20 protein-coding genes are annotated in these 25376 nt (G+C 71.8%); 8 read left to right on the forward strand and 12 right to left on the reverse strand.

Going from position 1 to position 25376, the window contains the following annotated elements; all coding sequences use genetic code 11:
• The first annotated feature begins 62 nt into the window (after positions 1–62).
• Positions 63–3626, forward strand: a complete 3564-nt coding sequence (gene cydD / locus AC0682_RS28225) for a thiol reductant ABC exporter subunit CydD (protein WP_478535946.1) — start codon at positions 63–65, stop codon at positions 3624–3626.
• A 116-nt stretch (positions 3627–3742) separates the two neighbouring features.
• The gene (locus tag AC0682_RS28230) at positions 3743–5449 is read left to right on the forward strand and encodes a sensor histidine kinase (RefSeq protein ID WP_478535948.1); all 1707 of its coding nucleotides are present in this window, start codon (positions 3743–3745) and stop codon (positions 5447–5449) included.
• A gap of 78 nt (positions 5450–5527) precedes the next feature.
• Here AC0682_RS28230 and AC0682_RS28235 read toward each other — a convergent pair whose 3' ends face one another.
• Positions 5528–6373 carry a Cof-type HAD-IIB family hydrolase gene (locus AC0682_RS28235; RefSeq protein WP_478535949.1) on the reverse strand — a complete coding sequence of 282 codons (846 nt, stop codon included), beginning with the start codon at positions 6371–6373 and terminating at the stop codon, positions 5528–5530.
• Between the two features lie 150 nt (positions 6374–6523).
• On the opposite strand from AC0682_RS28235, the gene AC0682_RS28240 reads away from it, so the two are divergent.
• The gene (locus AC0682_RS28240; protein ID WP_478535950.1) at positions 6524–7426 is read left to right on the forward strand and encodes an LLM class flavin-dependent oxidoreductase; all 903 of its coding nucleotides are present in this window, start codon (positions 6524–6526) and stop codon (positions 7424–7426) included.
• A 61-nt stretch (positions 7427–7487) separates the two neighbouring features.
• Here AC0682_RS28240 and AC0682_RS28245 read toward each other — a convergent pair whose 3' ends face one another.
• The 4 genes from AC0682_RS28245 to AC0682_RS28260 form a co-directional block, all read right to left on the reverse strand.
• Positions 7488–8030 (reverse strand): RNA 2'-phosphotransferase, encoded by a 543-nt coding sequence (locus AC0682_RS28245; protein WP_478535951.1) that lies wholly within the window; start codon positions 8028–8030, stop codon positions 7488–7490.
• A gap of 149 nt (positions 8031–8179) precedes the next feature.
• The gene (locus tag AC0682_RS28250) at positions 8180–9148 is read right to left on the reverse strand and encodes a MerR family transcriptional regulator (RefSeq protein WP_478535952.1); all 969 of its coding nucleotides are present in this window, start codon (positions 9146–9148) and stop codon (positions 8180–8182) included.
• Positions 9145–10917, reverse strand: coding sequence for an SDR family oxidoreductase (locus AC0682_RS28255; RefSeq protein ID WP_478535953.1), 1773 nt, complete (start codon positions 10915–10917; stop codon positions 9145–9147). The genes AC0682_RS28250 and AC0682_RS28255 overlap by 4 nt, the downstream gene beginning before the upstream one ends.
• On the reverse strand, positions 10914–11765 hold the full coding sequence (locus AC0682_RS28260) for a M24 family metallopeptidase (protein WP_478535954.1): 852 nt from the start codon (positions 11763–11765) through the stop codon (positions 10914–10916). Before AC0682_RS28260 ends, AC0682_RS28255 begins: the two co-directional genes overlap by 4 nt.
• Positions 11766–11982: 217 nt before the next feature.
• Here AC0682_RS28260 and AC0682_RS28265 point away from each other — a divergent pair, with 217 nt between their 5' ends.
• The 5 genes from AC0682_RS28265 (at position 11983) to AC0682_RS28285 (ending at position 16737) form a co-directional block, all read left to right on the forward strand.
• Positions 11983–13152: an ABC transporter ATP-binding protein gene (locus AC0682_RS28265; RefSeq protein WP_478535956.1), complete on the forward strand. Its 1170-nt coding sequence runs from the start codon at positions 11983–11985 to the stop codon at positions 13150–13152.
• Positions 13152–14060, forward strand: coding sequence for an ABC transporter permease subunit (locus tag AC0682_RS28270; protein ID WP_478535957.1), 909 nt, complete (start codon positions 13152–13154; stop codon positions 14058–14060). The genes AC0682_RS28265 and AC0682_RS28270 overlap by 1 nt, the downstream gene beginning before the upstream one ends.
• Positions 14057–14968 (forward strand): ABC transporter ATP-binding protein, encoded by a 912-nt coding sequence (locus AC0682_RS28275; RefSeq protein ID WP_478535958.1) that lies wholly within the window; start codon positions 14057–14059, stop codon positions 14966–14968. The genes AC0682_RS28270 and AC0682_RS28275 overlap by 4 nt, the downstream gene beginning before the upstream one ends.
• Positions 14969–14998: 30 nt before the next feature.
• Positions 14999–15718, forward strand: coding sequence for an ABC transporter permease (locus tag AC0682_RS28280; protein WP_478535959.1), 720 nt, complete (start codon positions 14999–15001; stop codon positions 15716–15718).
• Positions 15719–16029: 311 nt separating this feature from the next.
• Positions 16030–16737 carry a hypothetical protein gene (locus AC0682_RS28285; protein WP_478535960.1) on the forward strand — a complete coding sequence of 236 codons (708 nt, stop codon included), beginning with the start codon at positions 16030–16032 and terminating at the stop codon, positions 16735–16737.
• Positions 16738–16861: 124 nt separating this feature from the next.
• Here the strand turns inward: AC0682_RS28285 and AC0682_RS28290 are convergent, their stop codons facing one another.
• The 7 genes from AC0682_RS28290 to AC0682_RS28320 form a co-directional block, all read right to left on the reverse strand.
• Complete coding sequence (locus tag AC0682_RS28290; protein WP_478535961.1) at positions 16862–17689, reverse strand: HAD family hydrolase; 828 nt, start codon at positions 17687–17689, stop codon at positions 16862–16864.
• Complete coding sequence (gene serS, locus AC0682_RS28295) at positions 17686–18963, reverse strand: serine--tRNA ligase (RefSeq protein ID WP_478535963.1); 1278 nt, start codon at positions 18961–18963, stop codon at positions 17686–17688. Before serS ends, AC0682_RS28290 begins: the two co-directional genes overlap by 4 nt.
• Positions 18964–19689: 726 nt before the next feature.
• Positions 19690–20625 carry a prephenate dehydratase gene (pheA, locus tag AC0682_RS28300; RefSeq protein WP_478535964.1) on the reverse strand — a complete coding sequence of 312 codons (936 nt, stop codon included), beginning with the start codon at positions 20623–20625 and terminating at the stop codon, positions 19690–19692.
• Positions 20626–20714: 89 nt separating this feature from the next.
• A complete protein-coding gene (efeB, locus tag AC0682_RS28305; protein WP_478535966.1) occupies positions 20715–22025 on the reverse strand; it encodes an iron uptake transporter deferrochelatase/peroxidase subunit in 1311 nt (436 codons plus the stop codon).
• A gap of 4 nt (positions 22026–22029) precedes the next feature.
• Positions 22030–24126 (reverse strand): copper resistance CopC/CopD family protein, encoded by a 2097-nt coding sequence (locus tag AC0682_RS28310; protein ID WP_478535968.1) that lies wholly within the window; start codon positions 24124–24126, stop codon positions 22030–22032.
• A gap of 13 nt (positions 24127–24139) precedes the next feature.
• Positions 24140–24589 (reverse strand): copper chaperone PCu(A)C, encoded by a 450-nt coding sequence (locus tag AC0682_RS28315; RefSeq protein ID WP_478535969.1) that lies wholly within the window; start codon positions 24587–24589, stop codon positions 24140–24142.
• On the reverse strand, positions 24586–25245 hold the full coding sequence (locus tag AC0682_RS28320) for an SCO family protein (RefSeq protein WP_478535971.1): 660 nt from the start codon (positions 25243–25245) through the stop codon (positions 24586–24588). The genes AC0682_RS28315 and AC0682_RS28320 overlap by 4 nt, the downstream gene beginning before the upstream one ends.
• Positions 25246–25376 lie beyond the last annotated feature (131 nt).

The following is a 25376-nucleotide window of genomic DNA, read 5'->3' on the forward strand; positions in this document are numbered from 1 at the left end:
CACGACTTCTCCGTGAGTCACGACCCGGCCCGCTCCGTCGACCCTGCTGGGGGATGTTTCACGTGAAACCGATCGACCCGCGTCTGCTGCGGTACGCCCGGGCCACCCGCCTCTTCCTGGCGGCCGTGGTGGCGCTCGGTCTGGTGGGCGCCGCCCTGGTGATCGCCCAGGCGATGCTCATCGCGGAAATCGTGGTGGGCGGGTTCGAGGACGGGCTCACGGTCGCCCAGCTCCGTACCCCGCTGCTCCTGCTCGCGGCGGTCGCCGCCGGGCGTGCCCTGGTCGCCTGGCTCACCGAGCTGGCGGCCCACCGGGCGAGCGCGGCGGTGAAGTCCGAGCTGCGCGGCCGACTCCTGGAGCGGGCCGCGCAGCTGGGTCCCGGCTGGCTGAGCGGCCAGCGCACCGGCTCCCTGGTGGCGCTGGCGACGCGCGGGGTCGACGCGCTCGACGACTACTTCGCTCGCTATCTTCCGCAGCTCGGGCTCGCGGTCGTCGTGCCAGTGGCGGTACTGGCCCGGATCGTCACCGAGGACTGGGTGTCGGCGGCGATCATCGTGGTCACCCTGCCGCTCATCCCCCTCTTCATGATCCTGATCGGCTGGGCCACCCAGTCCCGGATGGACCGGCAGTGGCAGCTGCTCTCCCGGCTCTCCGGGCACTTCCTCGATGTCGTCGCCGGGCTCCCGACGCTCAAGGTCTTCGGCCGGGCCAAGGTCCAGGCAGAGTCGATCCGCTCCATCACCACGCAGTACCGGCGGGCCACCCTGCGCACTCTGCGGATCGCCTTCCTCTCCTCGTTCGCCCTGGAGCTGCTGGCCACCCTGTCGGTCGCCCTGGTCGCCGTCACCATCGGGATGCGGCTGGTGCACGGGGACCTCGACCTCTACACCGGTCTGGTGGTCCTGATCCTGGCTCCGGAGGCGTATCTGCCGATCCGCCAGGTCGGGGCGCAGTACCACGCGGCGGCGGAGGGACTTTCAGCCGCCGAGGAGATCTTCGCGGTCCTGGAGTCCGAGCCCCGGGCGTCGGGCGCCGAGGAGGTCCCGGACTCGACGCGCCTGGAGCTGGAGGGCGTGACCGTACGCCATGAAGGCCGCACCGAGCCGTCCTTGGACGCCGTCTCGCTGACCGTCGAGCCCGGGGAGACCGTTGCCCTGGTCGGGCCGAGCGGCGTCGGCAAGTCCACCTTGCTCACTGTGGTCCTGGGGTTCGCCGTACCCGATGAGGGGCACGTCCGGGTCGGCGGGCGGGACCTCGCGGAGCTGGACCCGGAGCGGTGGCGGAGCCGGATCGCCTGGGTCCCGCAGCGACCGCACCTCTTCGCCGGGACGATCGCGGAGAACGTCCGCCTCGCCCGGCCCGACGCCGACGACGAGGCGGTGGTGGCGGCGCTGCGGGAGGCGGGGGCGTACGACTTCGTCGCGGAGCTGCCCGACGGGGTGCGAACCCGGCTGGGCGAGGACGGGGCCGGGCTCTCCGCCGGCCAGCGCCAGCGCCTCGCCCTGGCCCGGGCGTTCCTGGCGGACCGGCCCCTGCTGCTCCTGGACGAGCCGACCGCGAGCCTGGACGGCGAGACGGAGGCGGGGATCGTCGAGGCCGTACGGAGACTGGCGGCGGGCCGGACCGTTCTGCTGGTGGTCCACCGCCCGGCCCTGCTGGCGGTGGCGGACCGGGTGGTGGCGCTGGAGCCGCGCGCGGTGGACGCCCCCGGGACTGCCGCGACTTCCGCGCCCGGCCTGCCCGTTCCGCAGCCCCTCGCGGGCGGTGAACTGCTGGACGCGCGTCCCCCCGGGGACGTATTGGAGGCTGCCGATCTGCTGGAGCCCGCCGACGCGGACGCGGCCCCCGGTACCGAACTGCTGCGGGAGACCGAGGCCCGCCCCGGACGGACCCTCGCCCGGATCCGCGAGGCGGCGGGCGCCCAGCGCGGGCAGCTGGCACTGGCGCTGCTGCTGGGCAGCCTCGCTGTCGGATCGGCCGTGGGGCTCATGGCCGTGTCCGGCTGGCTGATCTCCCGCGCCTCCGAACAGCCGCCGGTCCTCTACCTGATGATGGCCGTCACCGCGACGCGTGCCTTCGGTATCGGCCGGGCGGTGTTCCGGTACGCGGAGCGCCTGGTCTCCCACGATGCCGTCCTCAAGCTGCTGGCCGAACTGCGGGTGGCGGTCTACCGGGGCCTTGAACGGGTCGCCCCCGCCGGGCTGCGCACGGTGCGCCGGGGCGACCTGCTCTCCCGACTCGTCGCCGACGTGGACGCGCTCCAGGACTACTGGCTGCGCTGGCTGCTGCCCGCCGGGACCGCGCTCACCGTCTCGGTGGCCGCCGCCGGGTTCACCGGCTGGCTGCTGCCCGAGGCGGGCGTGATCCTGGCGGTCGGGCTGCTGGTCGCCGGGGTCGGGGTGCCGCTGGTGAGCGGTGCCGTCGCCCGCCGTACGGAGCGTCAGCTGGCGCCCGCCCGCGCCGCCCTGGCCACCCGGGTCACCGATCTCCTCGGCGGCACGGCCGAGCTGACCGTTGCCGGAGCCCTCCCGGCCCGGCAGGCGCACATGCGGGCCGCCGACGGTCTGCTCACCCGGATCGCCTCCCGCGCGGCCACCGCGACGGCCCTCGGCGGCGGGCTCTCCGCCCTGGTCTGCGGGCTGACCGTGGTCGCCGCCGCGGCCGTCGCCGTCCCCGCCGTGAACGACGGGCGCCTCTCCGGCGTCGCGCTCGCGGTGCTGGTGCTCACCCCGCTCGCCGCCTTCGAGGCCGTCGCCGGGATGCCGCTCGCGGTGCAGTACCGCCAGCGGATCCTGCGGAGCGCGGAGCGCGTGTACGAGGTGCTCGACGCCCCCGTTCCCGTACAGGAGCCCGCGTCCCCGGCCGATCCGCCCGCCACCCCCTTCCCACTGGAGGTACGGGGTCTTTCGGCCCGCTACCCGGGGGCGGACCACGATGCGCTGGAGTCGCTCGACCTGACGCTGGTGCCCGGCCGCCGTATCGCGGTCGTCGGCCCCTCCGGCTCGGGCAAGACGACGCTCGCACAGGTGCTCCTGCGCTTCCTGGACGCGTCCTCGGGGACGTACCGCCTGGGCGGTGCGGAGGTGGCCGGGCTGGAGGGCGACACCGTACGGCGCTCCGTCGGCCTGTGCGCCCAGGACGCCCACGTCTTCGACAGCTCGATCCGGGAGAACCTGCGCCTCGCCCGCACCGGAGCGACCGACGCCGAACTGGACGAGGCGCTCTCCCGGGCCCGACTGCTGGAGTGGGTCCGCTCGCTGCCCCAGGGGCTCGACACTCCGGTGGGCGAGCACGGCGCCCGGCTGTCCGGCGGTCAGCGCCAGCGTCTCGCCCTGGCCCGGGCGCTGCTGGCCGACTTCCCGGTCCTCGTCCTGGACGAGCCGGCCGAGCATCTGGACCTGGCGACCGCCGACGCGCTCACCGCCGACCTGCTGGCGGCGACCGAGGGACGGACGACCGTCCTGATCACGCACCGGCTGGCCGGTGTCGAGGCCGTCGACGAGGTGCTCGTACTCGACGCGGGCCGGGTGGTGCAGCGCGGACCGTACGCGGAGCTGGCAGCCGAGGAGGGGCCACTGCGCCGCATGCTGGAGCGGGAGGCGGAGACGGCGGGGGCGGGGGCCTGAGGGGTGGGTGCCGGGTGCGGCGGGGCGCCGAGTGGGGCCCGGTACCGAGCCCGGTGGGAATCGAGCACGGGAAAATCCGACTTTCCTAGCCAATCTCAACTAATTAGGCTCAGATCATGGCAGAGCCGGACCCGCAGGACTCACTCGATGCCGCCACGCAGGCCACCCGCAGCCTGCAGGGCCTCTCCACCGAGCTGACGGCACGGGTCCCGCAGCTCCTGGAGGCGATGCGTTCGATCGGTACGGGGCTGGAGCTGCACTCCACCCTGGACCGCATCTGTGCGACGGCGGCGGAGCTGGCCCACGCCCGGTACGCCGCCATCGGCGTCGTCGACGAGTCGGGTGAAGGCCTCTGCGACTTCATCACCCATGGGGTCTCCGAGGAGGCCGCCCAGGCGATCGGACGCAGACCCGACGGCCACCGGGGCCTGCTGGGCGCGCTGATCCGTGACCCCGAACCCGTACGGCTGGCGGACCTGGCCGAGGATCCGCGCTCCGCCGGATTCCCGCCCGGCCATCCGCAGATGCGGACCTTCCTCGGGGTGCCGATCCGGGTCCAGGGGGAGATCTTCGGCAACCTCTATCTGACCGAGAAGGAGGATGGCGGCGAGTTCAGCGACTACGACCTGCACATGGTGCGGGTCCTCGCCACCGAGGCGGGGATCGCCATCGGCAACGCCCGGCTGTACGAGGCGGCGCGGCAGCGGGAGCGCTGGATCGACGGTTCGGTGGCGGTGACCACCGCCCTCCTCTCGGGCGGGGACGCGGACGACGCGCTCTCCGTCGTCGCCGAACAGGCCCGCCATCTCGCGGACTCCGCCGCCGGGATCGTGCTGCTGCCCACCGCGGACGGCGGGCTGGAGATCGTCGCGGTCTCCGCGGACGACCCCTCGTCCTCGCTCGGGGTGATCATCCCGGCCCGCTCATCGGTGGTGGCGAAGCTGCTGGCCGGGGAGGCGGTCTTCATCGACGACTCGGCCACCGACAGCCGGATGGTCACCAGACTGGCCGGCCTGTTCGGGCCGAGCATGCTGCTGCCGCTGCAGAGCGGGGGCCGGGTGCTCGGCGCCCTGGCGACCCCCCGGACGCGAGGCGCGCCCCCCTTCAGCCGGGCCGAGCGGACGCTCGCCGCCCAGTTCGCCTCGCAGGCGGCCCTGGCGCTGATGATGGCCGAGGCGCAGCGGGACCGGGAGCGGCTCGCGGTCTACGAGGACCGCGACCGGATCGCCCGTGACCTGCACGACCTGGTCATCCAGCGGCTCTTCGCCACCGGGATGATGCTGGAGAGCGCCCAGCGCCGCTCGGTCGTCCCCGAGGTGCGGACAGGGGTGGGCCGGGCGGTCGACGAGCTGGACGTGACCATCCAGGAGATCCGTACCGCCATCTTCGCGCTCCAGCAGGAACCGGCCGAGGCCCCCTCGGGGCTCCGCACCCGCGTCCTGCGGGAGATCAACATGGCGGCGGTCCCTCTCGGTTTCAAGCCCTCGCACCGTTTCCTGGGCGCTGTGGACTCGCTCGTCGGGGAGCTGACCGGCAAGAACCTGGTCGCCGCGTTGCGCGAGGCGCTGTCCAACGCCTTCCGGCACTCCGGGGCCTCGGTGATCGACGTGGTGGTGGACGCCACGGCGACCCTGCCGGACGGCCGGGCCGCGGTGCGTCTGTCGGTGGCGGACGACGGGGTGGGCATCCCGGAGGGCGGGCGCCGCAGCGGTCTGCGGAACCTGGCCCGCCGGGCGGAGTCGCTGGGCGGGGCGAGCTGGTTCGGCCCGGGGACCGGGGAGGACGGGGGCGGGACGACGGTGGTGTGGGAGGCACCGCTGTGAGTCGTACGCGAACGGCCGCCGGGCGGAGGCTGAGGCGAGGCGCAGGGGAACGGCCGTCGATGCCAACGGCGGGTGGCGTCAGCGGGCGGCGAGGATCCGCTCGATGACCACCGCCACGCCGTCCTCCTCGTTGGTGAGGGTCTGCCCCGTAGCGGCGGCCCGGGCGGCGGGGTGGGCGTTGCCCATCGCGTACGACGTACCGGCCCAGCCGAGCATCTCGACGTCGTTGGGCATGTCACCGAAGGCGACCACCTCGGCGGCGGAGATGCCCCGCTCGGTGCAGCAGGCGGCGAGCGTACTGGCCTTGGAGACCCCGAGCCCGCTGACCTCCAGCAGGGCGGAAGGGCTGGACCGGGTGATGGCGGCCTGCTCCCCGGCCACCGTGCGCGCCAGGGCGAGGAAGGCGTCGGGGGGCATCTCGGTGTGGTGCGCCAGGAGCTTGACCACGGGGGCACCCTCCCCGGGCACGTCCTCGTGCAGCAGCTTCTCCGCGAGGGCGACGGCGGCGCCCGGGTCCAGGTGGAAGGGCGGGTAGGCGGGCTCGTAGTTGATGCCGGTGGTCAGCTCGATGGCGAAGGAGGTGCCGGGGGCGCAGTCGCGCAGGCTGTGCACGACGTGGAGGGCGGCGTCGCGCTCCAGCGCCCGCACGGTGAGCAGTTCGCCGTCGGCCCGCAGGTCGGTGACCACGGCACCGTTGGCGCAGATCGCCAGTCCGTGGCTCTGCACATGGGCGCTGACGACGTCCATCCACCGGGCCGGCCTGCCGGTGACGAAGAAGACCTCGATCCCGGCCTCCTCGGCGGCCGTGAGCGCGGCGACGGTGCGTGCCGAGAGCGTCTTGTCGTCACGCAGCAGGGTGCCGTCGAGGTCGGTCGCGATCAGCCGCGTGACGGCAGGGAGAGGCGTATCGGTAGCTGAGGTCACCCCGCCATTCTCGCCCACCGAGGCGCACGTGCGTGCGGAGGGGCGCACATGTGAGTGGGCGCGCCGCTGAGCTGCGGAACATTCCCCAGGCATATGTCAAAGGGCTACGGGAGCGGCGGCGCGGGCCGCGACGGCCGTAGGCTCGGGTCCATGACCTTGCGCCTGAGCACCGTGATCCTGCCCGTCGACCGCTGGCACGAGGGGGGCCGCGACCGCTGGCGGCGGGCGGAGGAGCTGGGCTTCCACACCGCCTACACCTACGACCACCTGTCCTGGCGCAGCTTCCGCGACCGGACGTGGTTCGGCGCGCTCCCCACGCTCACCGCCGCCGCGACGGCCACGCAGCGCCTGCGCCTGGGCACGCTGGTCACCTCACCGAACTTCCGCCACCCGGTGACCCTGGCCAAGGAGCTGATCTCCCTGGACGACATCTCCGGGGGCCGGATCACCCTCGGCATCGGCGCCGGGGGCAGCGGATTCGACGCCACCGCGCTGGGGCAGGAGGCCTGGACCCCCAGGGAGCGTGCCGACCGCTTCGGTGAGTTCGTCCCGCTCCTTGACCGACTGCTCACCGAGGGCGCCGTGAGCGAGCGGGGAACGCACTACTCCGCCCTGGAGGCCCGCAACATCCCGGGCTGCGTCCAGCGCCCCCGGCTCCCCTTCGCGGTCGCCGCGACGGGCCCGCGCGGTCTGCGGCTGGCTGCCCGGTACGGGCAGGCGTGGGTGACGACGGGCGACCCGAAGCTGTACGAGGAGGGCACCCCGGAGCAATCGGTGCAGGCCCTCCGTGAACAGGGCGAGAGGCTGGAGGCCGCCTGTCAGGAGACCGGCCGGGACGCCTTTGAACTGGACCGCATCCTGCTCACCGGCTTCACCCCCGACCGCAACGCCCCGCTGGAGTCGGTGGACGCCTTCGTCGACTTCGCGGGCCGCCATGCGGAGCTGGGCTTCACCGAGATCGCCGTCCACGCCCCGATCCCGGACTCCGACTTCGACACGGACCCGGCGGTCTACGAGCGCATCGCGACCGAGGCGCTCGCGCAGCTGACCTGAGAGTCGGCGGTCGGTACGAGGAGCACGCGGCGGCTCACTCGCGACCGGGCCGCGCGGCGGCTCACCCGCGCAGCCGCAGGAACTCCGGTGGTACGGCGTCGGCGAGCCAGACTCCGTTGGCGCTGACCCGGAAGACATGGCCGGCCCGGTGCATGGCGCCCGCGTCCACCGCGAGGACCAGGGGGCGGCCGCGGCGGGCGCCGACCCGGGTGGCCGTCTCGCGGTCGGGCGAGAGGTGGACGTGGTGGCGGGCCATGGGGCGCAGGCCCTCGGCCCGGATCGCGTCCAGCGCCCGGGCGACCGTGCCGTGGTAGAGGTATGCCGGTGGCTCGGCGGGTGGCAGGTCCAGGTCGATGGTGACCGTGTGGCCCTGAGCGGCGCGGATGCGGTCGCCGTCCACCGTGAAGCGGCGCTTGTCGTTGGCGGCGACGACATGGTCCAGTTCGGCACGGGTGATGGGGAAACCGTGCCGGGCCGCCGCACTCAGCAGCGTCTCGACAGCCACCCAGCCGTTCTCGTCGAGCGCGATCCCGATGCGCTCCGGCTGGTGGCGCAGATGCTTCGAGAGGTACTTGGACACCTTGACGGTGTGGCGCTCGTCCATCCCGCCAGAGTGCCCGCAGGCGGATCATCGGTGCATCCGGATTTCCTACAGGGTTCTTTTCGGATTCCTTCGCATTGACGTTTGATCCACAACCAACTCAGGTTATCCACAGGGGCATTCGACTGCTCTGTGGACAAGTGGTGGGTGTTTTAGTCGTTTTCGTCAATTTTGTTTCCTATGGCGTGAGATGAGGCGAGAGCGTCCAAAGTGCGTGCTTGTATCTCGCGTTCGGCAGCGGCTGTGACGAAGGCCGCCACCTGGTCGGCGCCAACCAGCTCCTGGATGGCCTGTGTTGTGCGGAGCGGGAGCAGCACCGGACGGGTCTCACCCCCCTCGGTGGCGCTCTCCTGGGCGCCGAGGTGACGGTGCAGATGACGGGTGGCGAACTTGCGCATGGCGCGGGCCAGTTCGGCGTCGACCGTCTGCTGCGCGAGCGGCCGGAGGCGGCGCACCATCGACGCCGCCTCGGCCGCGTCGGAGTCGGTGGGCGGGCGGTGGCCCAGGTAGCGGGCGAAGACGTGCTCGGTGGTGAACTCCAGGAAACCGGAGGCAATGTGCTCGACCTGGCCGCGAAGTTCCTTGAGATGAGCGGCGATAGCGAGCAGGGGAACACCCGCCGCATGCAACTCAACTGCCACCGCCAGTTCTTGCGGACTCGGTACGAGGAACTCGTCGGCCTTGCCCGCTACGCGCTCCAGCACCCCCAGCGCCACCGCCTCCGCGATCGCCTTGTCGTCCTGCGCGCCGCCGAACTTCGCGTCCAGCTCCGCACGGGTGATCCGGCCGGCCTCCTCGTCGGTCCAGGGGCCGTGCACCTCGGCGACCAGGCCGAGCACACCGCCCAGCCCCCGCCCCGAGTCCCACGCCTCCAGCAGCTCCTTGATGCTGGCCAGGGTGTACCCCCGGTCCAGCAGGTCCGCGATCTGGCGCAGTCGGGCCAGATGGGTCTCCCCGTACACATTGGCCCGGCCGCGCCGCTCGGGTGTCGGCAGCAGCCCCCGGTCCTGGTACGCCCTGATCGTGCGGACCGTGGCCCCGCTGGCGTGGGCCAGATCCTCGATCCGGTATTCGGCGCCGCGACCCTCTGCCGCAGGTGCCCCCGCCTCCCGCCCGGTCACAGCGGCGGCTTCACTCGGGCGAGCCGTCGCAGCGCTCCGGGGCTGAGCCGGGACAGCAACCGGGCGCCGCGCGCCTCCGGAGTCACCGGCACCACGGCACGGTTGCGGACGACCGCCTCCAGAACGGCGTCGGCGACCTTCTCCGGCGGGTAGTTGCGCCGCCCGTAGAGCCGGGTGGTCCGCTTCCGCAGCCGCTGCTCCTCCGCCGGGTCGGCCCCGGCGAAGCGGGTGGTGGCGGTGATGTTGGTGTTGACGATGCCGGGGCATATCGCGCTCACCCCGATCGACTTCTCCGCCAGCTCGGCCCGCAGGCACTCGCTCAGCATCAGCACGGCCGCCTTCGACGTGCTGTACGCGGGCAGGGCGCGGGAGGGCTGGAAGGCGGCCGCGGAGGCGGTGTTGACGATATGGCCGCCCTGGTTCCGGTCCGCCATCTGCTTGCCGAAGATCCGGCAGCCGTGGATGACGCCCCAGAGGTTGACGTCGAGGACCTGCTTCCACTCCTCGCTCGTGGTCTCCAGGAAGGAGCCGGAGAGCCCGATCCCGGCGTTGTTGACCAGGACGTCGACGATTCCGTACTCGGCGGCGACCCGGTCGGCCAGCTTCTCCATCGCCGCCTCGTCGCTGACGTCGACCGCCTCGCCCCAGGCCGCCGGCGCCCCGATCAGCCGGGCCAGCTCCGCCGTCCTGGCGGCCCCCTCCGCATCCCGGTCCACGGCCACCACCCGGGCGCCCGCCTCCGCGAACGCGAAGGCCGTGGCCCGCCCGATCCCGGAGGCCGCACCCGTCACCAGCACCAGCCGGCCGCCGAACCGCTCCGCGTACGGGCCCTTCGCCGCGGGCTGCTGGGCCGTGGGCCCCTCCTGGCCGCCCGCTTCGTTGGCGGCGGCGAACTCGTCGATCCACGAGGCCAGTTGGTCGGGCCGGGTGCGCGGGACCCAGTGCTTGGCCGGCAGGGACCGGCGCACCAGACGGGGGGCCCACTGCTCCAGGTCGTCGTAGAGCCGCTCGGAGAGGAAGGAGTCACCGGTCGGGGTGATGAGCTGGACCGGCGCGTGGGCGTAGGCGTCGGGGCGCGGCCTGCCCAGCCGGGCGCGGACGTTGTCCCGGTAGAGCCAGGCCCCGTGCGCCGCGTCGTCGGGCAGGGAGGCTGTCGGGTAGTCGCCGGCGGGCACCTTCTCCAGCCGCTGGAGGAGGCCGGGCCACCGCTTGCCGAGCGGCCCGCGCCAGGCCAGCTCCGGCAGCGCCGGGGTATGGAGCATGTACACATACCAGGACTTGGCTGCCTGGCCCAGCAGTTGGGCGACCCGGCGCGGGGTCGGCCGGGCCAACCGCTGCTTGATCCAGTGGCCGAAGTGATCCAGGGAGGGGCCGGACATCGAGGTGAACGAGGCGATCCGGCCCTCGGTCCGCCCGACGGTGACGAACTCCCACGACTGCACGGACCCCCAGTCGTGCCCGACCACATGGACCGGCCGGTCCGGGCTCACGGCGTCGATCACCGCGAGGAAGTCGTCGGTCAGCTTCTCCAGGGTGAATCCCCCGCGCAGCGGCTTCGGGGCCGTGGAACGGCCGTGGCCGCGTACGTCGTACAGCACGACGTGCCACTGCTCGGCCAGCCGCACGGCGACCTCGGACCAGACCTCCTTGCTGTCCGGATACCCGTGGACCAGCACCACCGTCGGCCGGTCCCCGTCCCCCAGCTCGGCGACGCACAGCTCGACGCCGCCCGTACGCACCCGGCGCTCACGCGCTCCCGGCAGATTCACGCCGCCACCTTCTCCTCGGCCCAGCGCCGCACGTGCGGCAGATCGTCGTCCAGCCAGAAGGCGCCCTGTTCGGGGTCCTCGGAGTCGGTGACGACCAGGATCTCCTCGAACTTCACGCCCGTACCCCGGAACCCGAGGTGGGGTTCGACCGCCCACAGCCCCGGCTGCGGGGGATGGTCGGAGAAGCGGTACGGACTCCAGAGCGGCGACCAGCCGTCCCGGTGGCCGTGCACCGCATCGCTCAGCAGCCCCTTGAGGGACTGCGTCCCGAACCCGAACACGTGGGGGGACCAACGCCGTTCGGCCACACGGTCCACCTTGTGGGCGATCACACCGAAGGGGTAGGCGCGGTGCCTGTTCGCGTACCCCTGGGCGGTCATGAGGCGTTCGACGTCCTCGTAGATCTCGCGGAGCGAACGGCGCTCGCGGACCTGGCGCAGGATCAGCTCGCGGTGCGCCTCCAGATCGGCGAGGAGCTTGTCGTGGAGCGGGTTGAGGCCGAGGCAGCCCGCGTAACCGATGTCGGCGGTGTACCCCTTGTGGACCGGGGCCATGTCCAGGATGAAGGGCATGCCCGGCTCCAGCCTCCGGTCGGTCGGGAAGAACTGGAGCGGCACCTTGAACCCGGCGAACGCCGTCCGGTCCCCGAACCAGGCGAAGGGCAGATGGAACCAGTCCCGCACGCCCCGCTTCCGCAGCCAGTCCCGCTGCATCCGGGCCGCCTCACGCTCGGTCACCCCCGGTCTGAGCTGACCGGCGACGGCCTCGGCGCAGGCATAGGCCAGGCGTTGCACTTCCCTGAACCCCCGCAGCTCCGGGGCGTTTTCGTCCTGCACTGCCGAGACCATGACACCGTCCGTTCCCTGCCGTGTGCGGTACGTGCCCGTAACGTGACACTGATGAATGTGACAATGTCCAGCGACTGCGTCAAGGGGTGTGCACGGTCTGTGGAAAACTCCGGCCGAGGGTGGACCGCCCCGCGCCGGGGGCCTCGGCGTCGCGTGCCCGGGGCACGGAACTCCTCCTTCGCGGGGTCCCCCTACGGGGCCGTACGCCTGGAGTCTGATGCCGATCCAGCCGTCAGGGCTGACGATCGCTGTGGCCCGCGCCACTACCGTCGTATCCGTGACTGCCGTTATCGCTACCGAAGCCCTGAGCAAGCGGTTCCCCCGGGTGACCGCGCTCGACCGGCTCACGTTGGACATCGGACCAGGTGTGACCGGTCTGGTGGGTTCCAACGGGGCCGGCAAGTCCACGCTGATCAAGATCCTGCTGGGCCTCTCCCCCGCCACCGAGGGCCGGGCCGCGGTGCTCGGGCTCGACGTGGCGACCAGCGGCGCCGCCATCCGGGAGCGGGTGGGGTACATGCCGGAGCACGACTGCCTGCCGCCCGACGTGTCGGCGACGGAGTTTGTCGTGCACATGGCTCGCATGTCGGGGCTGCCGCCGACCGCCGCCCGCGAGCGCACCGCCGACACCCTGCGCCACGTCGGCCTCTACGAGGAGCGCTACCGCCCCATCGGCGGCTACTCGACCGGCATGAAGCAGCGGGTCAAGCTGGCCCAGGCCCTCGTCCACGACCCCCAGCTGGTCCTCCTCGACGAGCCGACCAACGGCCTGGACCCGGTCGGCCGCGACGAGATGCTCGGCCTGATCCGCCGCATCCACACCGACTTCGGCATCTCCGTCCTGGTGACCTCGCACCTCCTGGGCGAGCTGGAGCGCACCTGCGACCACGTCGTCGTCATCGACGGCGGCGCCCTCCTGCGCTCCAGCTCCACCAGCGACTTCACCCAGATCACCACCACCCTCGCGGTGGAGGTGACCGACAGCGACGCCCACTCCGACGGCACCGACGCCCTGCGCAAGGTCCTCACCGGGGCCGGGGTCACCCTGCTCGGCCACGACGGGCTCGACACGGAAGGGCTGCCGGGCGCGGGCCACATCCTGCTCGTCGAGGCGACCGGCGAGGAGACCTACGACCTGGTCCGCGACAGCGTCGCCGGGCTCGGGCTCGGCCTGGTCCGCATGGAGCAGCGCCGCCACCAGATCGCCGAGGTCTTCCGCGGCGAACAGGGCGCGGCGCGCACCGGAGCCGCCCCGCCCCAGGCCGCCACCGCCGGGCCCGGCCCCGTACAGAAGGACGCCGGGGGCCCCGTACAGCAGCCGTCCGGAGGCCACGTACAGCAGGCCGCCACGCCGGGGCCGTACCAGCAGGAAGGGGAGCGGTCGTGATGAGCACCGAGACCAACGCCGCAGCCGGGCGCGAGACCTCCCGGATCCACAACATCGGCTACCGCTCCTACGACGGCCAGCGGCTCGGCCGGGCGTACGCCCGCCGCTCGCTCTACTCGCAGACCCTGCGCGGCTCCTTCGGACTGGGCCGTTCCGCCAAGTCCAAGGTGCTGCCCATGCTGCTGTTCGGCGTGATGGCCCTGGTCGCGGCGATCCTGGTCGCCGTCTCCATGGCCGCGCCCGACGCCACCAAGCTCGTCGTCAAGTACACGTCGTACGCGCTCTACATGCAGGCGGTCATCGGCCTCTTCATCGCCGCACAGGCCCCGCAGGCGGTCTCCAGGGACCTGCGGTTCAAGAGCGTCCCCCTGTACTTCTCGCGGCCGATCGAGCGCTCCGACTACGTCACCGCGAAGTTCGCGGCCACGGCGACCGCCCTCTTCATCCTCACCGGGGCGCCGCTGCTGATCCTCTATGTCGGCGCGCTGCTCGCCAAGTTCGACTTCGCGGATCAGACCAAGTGGTTCGGCCAGGGGCTGGTGTCGGTGGCGCTGCTGTCCGTGCTGTTCGCCGGGCTCGGCCTGGTGATGGCCGCCCTGACCCCGCGCCGGGGCTTCGGTGTGGCCGCGGTGATCGCGCTGCTGACCATTTCCTACGGGGCCGTCTCCACGGTCCAGGTCATCGCCTGGGAGACCGGTTCGCCCGGGGCCGTGGAGTGGCTGGGCCTCTTCTCACCGATCACCCTGATCAGCGGCGTACAGACCGCGTTCCTCGGCGCCACCTCCTCCTTCCCCGGAGGGGAAGGACTGGGGGCCGGGACGGGAGTGGTCTACCTGTTCGTTGTCCTCGCGCTCGTCGTCGGCTCGTACGCCGTCCTCATGCGCCGCTACCGGAGGGTCGGGCTGTGACCACCATCGAGATCGACCACACCTCGCGCTGGTTCGGCAATGTGGTCGCCGTCAACGACGTCTCCATGACGGTGGGCCCCGGGGTCACCGGGCTGCTCGGCCCGAACGGCGCCGGGAAGTCCACGCTCATCAACATGATGGGCGGATTCCTCGCCCCCTCGACGGGGAAGGTCACGCTCGACGGACAGCGGATCTGGCGCAACGAGAGCGTCTACAAGAAGATCGGCATCGTCCCCGAGCGGGAGGGGATGTACGACTTCCTCACCGGCAGGGAGTTCGTCGTCGCCAACGCCGAACTCCAGGGGCTGGGCGGGGCCGAGGCGCAGAGGGCGCTCGCCACGGTCCAGATGGAGTACGCGCAGGACCGCAAGATCTCCACGTACAGCAAGGGCATGCGCCAGCGCGTGAAGATGGCGTCCGCGCTGGTCCACGAGCCCTCGGTGCTGCTGCTGGACGAGCCGTTCAACGGGATGGACCCGAGGCAGCGGATGCAGCTGATGGAGCTGCTGCGGCGGATGGGCGCCGAAGGCCGTACGGTCCTGTTCTCCTCGCACATCCTGGAGGAGGTCGAACAGCTCGCCTCGCACATCGAGGTGATCGTGGCGGGCCGGCACGCGGCCTCCGGCGACTTCCGGAAGATCCGCCGTCTGATGAAGGACCGGCCGCACCGCTATCTGGTCCGCTCCAGCGACGACCGGGCGCTGGCCGCCGCGCTCATCGCCGATCCGTCGACGGCCGGCATCGAGGTCGACCTGACCGAGAAGGCCCTGCGCATCCAGGCCGTCGACTTCGGGCGCTTCACCGAACTGCTGCCGAAGGTCGCCCGGGAACAGGGCATCCGGCTGCTGACCGTCTCCCCGTCCGACGAGTCCCTCGAATCGGTCTTTTCCTACCTCGTAGCGGCCTGAGTAGTGGCCTGAAAGGAGCTGTGCACCGTCATGTACGACCCCACAGTCGCCCGGCTCACCTACCGGGCCCTGCTCGGCCGGCGCCGGGCCGCCATCCTGTTCGTCCTTCCCGCGCTGCTGCTCGTCATCGCGGCGGCGGTCCGCATGTTCGCCGGGGCCGACGACCAGGTCGCCGCCAACGTCCTCGGCGGGTTCGCCATCGCCACGATGGTCCCGTTGATCGGGGTGATCGCCGGGACCGGGGCGATCGGCCCCGAGATCGACGACGGCTCGATCGTCTACCTGCTGGCGAAGCCGGTGAAGCGGCCCACGATCATCTTCACGAAGCTGATCGTCGCCATCGCGGTGACCATGGTCTTCTCCGCCCTGCCGACCCTGCTCGCGGGGCTGATCCTCAACGGCAACGGGCAGCAGATCGCCGTCGCCTACACGATCGCCGCGCTGGTCGCCTCGATCGCGTACAGCTCGCTGTTCCTGCTGCTCGGCACGGTCAGCCGCCACGCGGTGGTCATCGGCCTGGTGTACGCGCTGGTCTGGGAGGCCCTCTTCGGCAGCCTGGTGCCGGGGGCGCGGACGCTCAGCGTCCAGCAGTGGTCCCTCGCGGTGGCCGAGAAGGTCGCCGGTCAGGGCATGGTCACCTCGGACGTGGGCCTGCCGCTCGCCACGGTCCTGCTGGCCGCCGTGACGGTGGCCGCCACCTGGTACGCCGGGCAGAAGCTGCGGGCGCTGAAGCTGGCCGGGGAGGAGTGAGCCCGCGCCAGGTCTGATCCCGGTGGCATCCCGTGCGACCCCCGTCCCTGTTCCTCAGGGGCGGGGGTTGTCGTATGAGCGGGACAACTGTGCGCGTAACCGTACGTTTATCGGGTCGTTGGGCAGGGTGCGTGGAGGCAACTGGAATCCGTGGCGTCGTAGCGTTCGTGAAATCGGGGTTAGCCGGACCCGGGTGAGGCTGGAGCCCACCGGTCCGGTCATCGAGTGAGTGGCAACCGTGAGCGTCCTCCACCCCTGCAGCCCGGGGTAGGGGCGCTCCCTTGTCGTTCCCTCGTACGGAAGGCATGCCCATGCCCACGGAAGTCGCCCTGCTCGAATCGCGCGCGCTGCGCGTCGAGCAGATGGGGCGCGTCGATGTCCTGGACAAGGTGAAGAGCCTTGTCACGCTCCCGGACGGAATTCACGTTCGCACAGAGGAGGTGGCACGTTACTTCGAAGTATCCACAACTTCGGTGCGAAGGCTCACCGATCGCCACCAGGAGGAGTTCACCGAGAACGGGCTGCGTGTGCTGCGCGGCTCTGAACTGCGATCCTTCCAGAGCGACATGGTGTCGCTATGGGGGAGGGAAGGAGAGGAAAGTTATCCACAGGCAGCTACTCAACTGCGCCTCTACACCCGCCGTACCGTCCTCAATGTTGCGTTGCTTCTTCGCGACAGCGACATCGCCCGCTGCGTCCGTACGTACCTCCTCGACGCCGAGGGGACGCTCCGGGCCGAGTACGCGGCGCTCGAGGCGAGGGTCACCCGGATCGAGAGCTGCCTCGTCGATGTCGGCCGGGCGCTCCAGGAGCTCGGGCCGGTGCTCTGCCGGATGTCGGAGCGGCTGGACGGTCTGGAGCGGAAGGTCGAGGCGACGCAGCAGCTGGTCGGGGCGATGAGCGTGCGGCTGTCGGATCTGTCGCAGGAGGTCGCGCGGATGGACGCCCGGTTCGACGCGCGCATGGCGGCCTTCGCGTATCAGCTGAGGGACCTGCGGCGCCGCACCGGGCGCCGTTGACCGCCGTCGCCCGACGGGAGGCGCCTTGACCTGACGGGAGGCGCCGTCAAAAGGCCCTGCCCGCCGCCCCGGACATCCGGTGGCGGCGGGCAGGGCCCTCAAGGGCTGTGCGTCAGGCTGTGCGTCAGTGGGGCGTGGCCGCGACGGAGCCCGTACGGAGCAGTTCCTCCAGCACGACCGCGATGCCGTCGTGCTCGTTGGACGCGGTGATCTCGTGCGCCACGGCCTTCAGGGTGTCGTGGGCGTTGGCCATGGCCACGCCGTGCCGCGCCCACCCGAACATCGGGATGTCGTTCGGCATGTCACCGAAGGCGATGGTGTCGGCGGCCTTCACCCCGAGCCGGCGGGCGGCCAGCGAGAGGCCGGTCGCCTTGCTCAGCCCCAGCGGGAGGATCTCCACTATTCCCGGGCCCGCCATGACCACATCGACCAGATTGCCGACGGCGGCGCGGGCCGCGGCGGCCAGGGCGTCGTCGTCCAGCTCCGGGTGCTGGAGGTAGACCTTGTTGAGCGGGGCCGCCCACATCTCGGAGGCGTCCTCCACGAAGACGTACGGCAGCCGCCCCTCGTGCACCTGGTACCCCGGGCCGACCAGCACCTCGCCCTCCAGGCCGTCGCGGCTGGCGGCCAGCGCGAGCGGACCGACCTCCGCCTCCACCTTGGACAGGGCGAGTCCGGCGAGCTGCCGGTCCAGGGTGAGCGAGGTCAGCAGCTTGTGCTCGCCCGCGTGGTAGACCTGCGCGCCCTGGCCGCAGACGGCGAGGCCGTCGTAGCCGAGGTCGTCCAGGATGTGCCGGGTCCAGGGAACCGAGCGTCCGGTGACCACGATGTGCGCGGCACCGGCCGACGTGGCGGCGACCAGCGCCTCGCGCGTGCGCTCGGAGACCGTCTCGTCCCCGCGCAGCAGGGTGCCGTCGAGGTCGGTGGCGACGAGCTTGAAGGGGAAGGTCACTTGGCGACCGGCTCCAGGACCTCGCGCCCGCCCAGGTACGGACGGAGCATCTCGGGCACCCGGACCGAACCGTCGGGCAGCTGGTGGTTCTCCAGGAGCGCCACGATCGTGCGCGGTACGGCGCAGAGCGTGCCGTTCAGCGTGGCCAGCGGCTGGACCTTCTTGCCCTCGCGCATCCGGACGGAGAGGCGGCGGGCCTGGAAGCTGTCGCAGTTCGACGCGGAGGTCAGCTCGCGGTACTTGCCCTGGGTCGGGATCCACGCCTCGCAGTCGAACTTGCGCGAGGCCGAGGCGCCGAGGTCGCCGGTGGCGACGTCGATGACCTGGAAGGGCAGTTCGAGGCCGGTGAGCCACTGCTTCTCCCACTCCAGGAGCCTGCGGTGCTCGGCCTCGGCGTCGGCCGGGTCGACGTACGAGAACATCTCGACCTTGTCGAACTGGTGGACGCGGAAGATGCCGCGGGTGTCCTTGCCGTACGTCCCGGCCTCACGGCGGAAGCAGGGGGAGAACCCGGCGTACCGCAGGGGCAGCTTCTCCGCGTCGACGATCTCGTCCATGTGGTACGCGGCGAGGGGGACCTCGGAGGTGCCGACCAGGTAGTAGTCGTCCTTCTCCAGGTGGTACACGTTCTCCGCGGCCTGGCCGAGGAAACCGGTGCCCTCCATCGCGCGCGGGCGGACCAGCGCGGGGGTCAGCATCGGGATGAAGCCGGCCTCGGTGGCCTGGGCGATCGCCGCGTTGACGAGGGCCAGCTCCAGGAGCGCGCCGACGCCCGTGAGGTAGTAGAACCGCGAACCGGAGACCTTCGCCCCGCGCTCCACGTCGATGGCGCCGAGCGCCTCGCCCAGCTCCAGGTGGTCCTTGGGCTCGAAGCCCTCGGCGCCGAAGTCACGGATGGTGCCGTGCGTCTCCAGGACGACGAAGTCCTCCTCGCCGCCGACCGGCACGTCCTCGTGGACGATGTTGCCGAGCTGGAGCAGCAGGCGCTTGGCCTCGGCGTCGGCCTCGTCCTGGGCGGCGTCGGCCGCCTTGACGTCGGCCTTGAGCTGCTCGGCCTTCTTGAGGAGTTCGGCGCGCTCCTCGGGGGTGGCCTTGGGGATCAGCTTGCCGAGCTGCTTCTGCTCGGCGCGGAGTTCGTCGAAGCGGACGCCGGACGACCTGCGCAGCTCGTCGGCGGAGAGCAGGGCGTCGACGAGCGCGACGTCCTCTCCACGGGCGCGCTGGGAGGCGCGAACACGGTCGGGGTCCTCACGGAGCAGGCGAAGGTCAATCACCCCTCCAGGCTACCGGTGCGCGGATCTCGCACTCGAACCGATATTGCCGAGCGTGTCACTTTGACCGAATTGCCGCGATTGGTATTTCTAGTGGTGAATCGTGAAGTGGGCATGCGGGTGTCGCGTCAATAACGGTGGTTAACTCCCCTGAACAGGGCAGAAGGTGCAGGCCTCCTTGACGCAGGAGCCTTGGGTGGAGGGGGAGTTGAGGGCCTGCCCTCTGTTGTTGTCCACAGGGAGAGGTGTCCCGGAATAGTTATCCACAGGCTGTGAAGAAGTTCTGTGGATGATCGGGGCGGACGTCGGACCGGAATGCTCCGCAGGATGGGCGGAGGGTTCTCGCTGCCCTGGAGTTCTGTGCCGAAACCCCTCCCGCACGCTCATTCGGGTGGCAATTCGTCGCTCTGGTGAGTTGATCAAGGGAATTCGCGCGACGCGGGGCGACTCAGGAGGAGGCGTGCCGACTCGGTCGTCTGTGGACTGATCCGGACCCACTGCGTTGATTTGTCGATGATGTCGCCTCGGGGTGTCGACTTGTCCCCAGGTCGAGAAGCCCGCCTGTGGATAACTCGCGGGCATCCCTGTGGGCGGATGACTATCCGTAGGTACGACCACAGCCCAGCGCGGTCGGCGGCCTTGAAGCCGGCCGCTCCGGTCGGCTCCACTCGTCACTCGTCCGGTCGGCTCCACTCGTCATCCGTCCGTCCGGTTGGCTCCGGGCGTCGGTCAGATCCGACCGTCCTGGCTGCGCGCCAGCCAGTCGGCGGCTTCAGTGAAGTCACTGTCCGACGTGCCCGCCCGCAGCGGCCGGACCTCGTCGGCGGAGACGCCCGCCCGGGGATACGAACCGAGGAAGCGCACCTTCGGGCAGATCCGCTTCAGCCCCATCAACGCCTCCCCCACCCGCCGGTCCGCGATGTGCCCCTCGGCGTCCACGGCGAAGCAGTAGTTGCCGATGCCCTCGCCGGTCGGGCGGGACTGGATCAGCATCAGGTTGACGCCGCGCACCGCGAACTCCTGGAGCAGTTCCAGCAGCGCACCGGGGTGGTCGTCGCCCAGCCAGATCGCCACGGACGTCTTGTCGGCCCCGGTCGGGGCGGACGGGCGGGCGGGGCGGCCCACCAGGACGAAGCGGGTCTGGGCGTTCTCCACGTCGTGGATCTCCGTCACCAGCGGCTCCAGGCCGTAGGTGGCGGCGGCGAACTCACCGGCGAACGCGGCGTCGTAGCGCCCCTCCTGGACCAGCCGGGCGCCGTCCGCGTTGGACGCCGCGGACTCCCACACGGCCTGCGGGAGGTGGGTGGCCATCCAGTTGCGGACCTGCGGCTGGGCGGCCGGGTGCGCGGTGACCGTCTTGACGTCCGACAGCTTGGTGCCCGGCCGTACGAGCAGTGCGAAGGTGATGGAGAGCAGCACCTCCCGGTAGATCATCAGCGGCTCGCCGCCGGTCAGCGCGTCGAGCGTGGCCGTGATGCCGCCCTCGACGGAGTTCTCGATCGGTACGAGGGCCGCTGCCGCCTCTCCGTTGCGCACGGCGTCCAGGGCCGCCGGTACGGAGACCATCGGGACCAGTTCGCGAGTGGCGGCTTCCGGGAGCGTGCGGAGGGCGACCTCGGTGAAGGTGCCTTCGGGACCGAGATAGGCGTAGCGCGTGGCGGACATACGCTCACCCTATGGCGCCGCACGGCAGGGGCGGCGCCGTCTCACAATCCGGTCGGGGCTCCTTCCCGGGACCGCAGTCGCCCGGCCGCTCACGACTCCAGCAGCCGCTGCCCCACGTACTCGCCCTCCGCGGCCCCGCCCGGCACCGCGAACAGCCCGCTCGCCTCGTGGCGGATGAACGGTGACAGGGCGTCGCCCCGGTCGAGCTTCCGCTGCACCGGCACGAACCCCTTGAACGGGTCCGCCTGCCAGCAGACGAAGAGCAGCCCGGCGTCCGGAGTGCCGTCCTTCGAGATCCCGTCGTGGTACGAGAACGGGCGGCGCAGCATGGCGGCCCCGCCGTTCTTCTCCGGGGAGGAGACCCGGGCGTGGGCGTTGTCGGGGATCACCAGCCGGCCGTCCGGGCCCGCCTTGTCGAGGTCCATCGGCGTGGTCTCGCTCCCCCCGCTCAGCGGGGCCCCGTCCGCCTTGCGCCGCCCGATGACCTGCTCCTGCCGGTCCACCGGGAGTTTCTCCCAGTCGTCCAGCAGCATCCTGATGCGGCGGACGACGGCGTACGAACCGCCCTCCAGCCACTCGTGCGGAGTGCCGGGGGAGGCGGGCACGAAGACCCGCCGCTCGAAGTCCTCGTCGGCCGGTTTCGGGTTGCCGGTCCCGTCGATCTGGCCCATCAGGTTGCGGGCGGTCATCGGCCGGGCCGTCGCCCCGGGAGTGCGGTTGAAGCCGTTCATCTGCCAGCGCACCCTTGCCGTGTCCGCACCCTCCTTCTGGACGGCCCGCAGGGCGTGGAAGGCGACCAGGGCGTCATCCGCGCCGATCTGCACCCACAGGTCGCCGTCGGAGCGCTGGGCGTCCAGCTGGTCGGAGGAGAACGGGGGCAGCGGGTCGAGTGCGGCGGGCAGCCGGGCGGTGAGGCCCGTACGCGCGAAGAACGTACGGCCGAAGCCGAAGGTGACCGTGAGCGAGGAAGGGCCCGCGTCCAGCGCGATGCCGGTGTCATGGCCGGGCCCGTCCGCCGAGCCTGCCGTCGGACGGCCCGCCATCAGCTCACGCGCCACCGCCGACCAGCGCCGCATCAGGGCCACGGCCTCCTTGCGCCCCGCGCCCGCCACCAGGTCGAAGGCGACGAGGTGGCCCCGGGCCTGAAGCGGAGTGGTGATCCCCGGTTGATGTTTCCCGTGAAACATCGCCTCGGTGGAGCCGACGGCCGTCAGGGCGGTCGGCTCCTCGGAGCGGGTCGCGGCATACCCGCCCGCCGCGCCGAGCACCAGCCCGGTGGCACCCGCCGCGCCCACGCCGCCCAGCAGCCGCCGCCGCGAGACACCGACGGGGGCCGTGCCCGTCCCGGAGTCCGGTGTCTGTCGGCCGTCGGCCGACCCTGTCTTGGTCCTGATGCTCACGTACTCAGCCGATCTTCACTGTCTTGTCGATGGTGACCTGGTCGATGTCGGACGTCCGTACCGTCACGTCCACCTTCCACTCCCCCGCCATCGGGATCTGGACGTTGGTCGCCGACCAGTGCCCCTCTGCGAGCCGGTCGGGCGCGACCGGCAGCGGGCCGATCTCCTGGGCCTCCAGGGTGAGGGCCACCTTCAGCTCGGGGACGTCCATCGGCTTGCCGTCGCTGCCGTCGATCCACACGTGCAGCTCGTTGGCGCCGGAGCGCCCGGGGTCGATGTCGATCCGGACGGTCCCCTTGCCGTTCTGGCCGCCGGTGTCGAAGGGCATGCTCAGGTTGACGGGCCCCGAGGCCGCCGGGGCGGTCGCCGCGGTGGAGGCGCCCTTGGCCTCCTCCTGCGTACGGCCCGGCTCGGTCGAGGTCAGCAGGGTGGTGACGGCCAGCAGGACCACGGCGATCGCCGCCTCGGCCAGGACCGAGCGGCGCAGGCCGGAGCGCTCCGCGTCGGCGTCCCGTATCCGCTTCTCCTTCGTGGCGGTCAGGGCGGCCCGCTGGCGCGCGAGTTGGGCGGCGCGGGCGGGATCGACGTCGGCGGCGGGCGCCACCGCGGCGAGCGCTTCCGGCTTGTCGGCGCTCTCCGCCGGTTCGCCCGGCGCCACCGACGCGTCAAGGGCCTCCACCGGGCCGGTCGGCTCCACCGGCGCGGTCGGCGCCACCGACTCGTCAGAGGCCCCCACCGGCCCGGTCGGCTTCACCGGCCCGGTCGCGGCTGCCTCCGCAGGCCCGGAAGCGGCGGTCGCGTCCTTCAGCCGTCCCGTCCACCGCCGCGAGAACCACGCCACGGCGACCAGGAGCGCGATGAGCGCGACCTTGAGGATCAGGAGCTGCCCGTACCGGGTACCGGTCAGCGCGGACCAGGTGCCGACCTGCCGCCACGACTGGTAGATCCCGGTCGCCGCCAGGACCAGCACGCTGCCGAACGCGACCCGGGAGAACCGCCGTACGGCCCCGCTCCCGATGTCCGGCGTCCGGTACAGCGCCACCAGGAGCGAGACCAGGCCACCGAGCCAGGCGGCCACGGCCAGCAGGTGCAGGACGTCCACCGGCATGGCGATCCCCGCCTGGATACCGGTCGAGGCGTGCTCGGACATGGCCCAGGTGGCGGCGATGCCCGCCGCCACGACCCCGCCGCCGACGGCCAGGCCGAAGGTGAGGTCCTTCTTCTCGACGGCGTCCTCGCGGCGCGTGTACGTACCGAACAGCACCGCGATGAAGAGCGCGGCAGCGCCGAGCAGCAGCAGCCGGGAGACGAGGGCGGCGCCCGGCTTGGTGTCCAGGACGGCCTGGAGCCCGTCCAGGTCGAAGGCGTCCGCGAACTTCCCGCTGCCGGTGTACGGGTTGCGCAGCAGCAGCATGGCCAGGGTCGCCGCGGTCAGGGCGACCCAGCCGCGCACCACGAGCCGCTGCATCGGCCGGACGGTCGCGCCCCGGGGCCAGCAGCCCAGGACGAAGGCCGCGCCGCCGACGAGGACGATGAACCCGGCGTACGCGATGTACCGCGCGATGCCGTAGGCCGTACCCACCGGGCCGCCGCCCACCTCTTCGGAGGGCAGGGCCACGGTGGTCTCGGAGGGGGCGCCGATGGAGAACGTGAAGGCGCCGGAGATGGGGTGGCTGTCGGCCGAGATGGCCTGCCAGGCCACCGTGTAGGTGCCGTCCGGCAGGCCCGGGAGCAGCTCGACGCCGTACCGCACGGTGGAGCCGTCGGAGAGGTCCTTCGGCTCCACGCCGGTGTCGGCCCGCTTGCTGCTGGGGTCCAGGACCCGGATCGAACCGTCGCCGACGGCGATCGCCTCGGAGAAGGTGAGGGAGACCTCCTTGGGCGCGGTGGCCACCACCGCCCCGTCCTGCGGGTCGCTCCCGGTGAGGGCGGCGTGCGCGGACGCCGGCCCGGCACCGGCCAGCAGCAGCCCGGACACCAGGCTGAACAGGGCGGCGAGGAGCGCGACGGCGGCGAACGGACGCCGTATCAGGGACGGCCGCCGTATCAGGGACGGTCGCCCGGGCCGGGAGGGCCGCGGACGCGGGGCGGTGGCAGTCATCACGGTCGGTCCCTCACTGCTTCTTCGGGTTGTGAGTGGTTTCCTTCACCGGCAGGTCGACCGTGATGGGGTCGGCCTTCTCGAAGTGCAGCTCGATGGAGACCTTCTCGCCCTGCTTGGGCTTCTGCTTGAGGTTCATGAACATGATGTGGTTGCCGCCGCGTTCGAGATCCAGCTCGCCGTTGGCCGGCACCTCGAACGACGAGACCTCGCGCATCTGCTGGTTCTTCGTCTCGTGGATCGTGACGTCGTCGGAGAGCGGGCTGGTCACCGAGGTGAGCCGGTCGGCGGCGGACCCGCTGTTCTGGACGACGAGGAAGCCGGCGGCCATGTCGCTGACGGGCTGCGGCATGAACGCGCCGACGACCTTCAGCCGGGGCTCAGCGCTGTCCGTGGAGCACCCCGCCAGCGTCAGCCCGGTGGTGAGGGCGAGGACGGAGGCGAGGGTCGTGCGGCGGTTCACGGGTTCTCCCCCTTGATCAGCTTGGGGAGGTCCTTCGCGTACTCCTCGGCGGTGGTCCCCTCGCCGTACAGCACGTAACCGCCGTCCGTCTTCGGGGAGAAGGCGACGACCTGCGCCCCGTGCATCGAGACGGGCTTGCCGTCCTTGTCCGTGGTCGGCGGCTCGATGCCGATCCCGATCTGGCGCGCCCCCGCCTGGATGGTGGGGAAGTCGCCGGTGAGGCCGACGAAGGTGGGGTCCTGGGCCTTGAGCCACGTGCCGAGCGAGGCGGGTGTGTCGCGCTCGGGGTCGGTGGTGACGAAGACGACCTGGAGCTTCTCCTGGTCGGCCTTGGGCAGCTCCCGCTTGGCGACGGAGATGTTGCTCATGGTCAGCGGGCAGACGTCGGGGCAGTGGGTGTAGCCGAAGTAGATGAGCGTCGGCTTGCCCTTGGTCGCCTCGCGGAGGTCGTACTCCTTGCCGTCGGTGTCGGTGAGGACCAGGTTCGGCTTGGTGAACTCCCGGTCGAGGACCGTGGCGGCCCCGGCCTTGGGCGAGGCCTCGACATCGGCGATCGACGAGGAGCCCGCCTTGTCACCGTCGCTGCCGCAGGCCGAGAGGGCCAGTGCGGCAGCGGCGGCCAACGCCACGGCTGCCACTGCTGTTCTGTTGCGCATGAAGAGATGTCCTGAACGTGGTGAGGGTGGTGGGACCGGCGGGGGGGGGGGGGGGGGGGGGGGGGGGGGGGGGGGGGGGGGGGGGGGGGGGGGGGGGGGGGGGGGGGGGGGGGGGGGGGGGGGGGGGGGGG

The organism is Streptomyces sp. NPDC043746 (genome assembly GCF_056436485.1).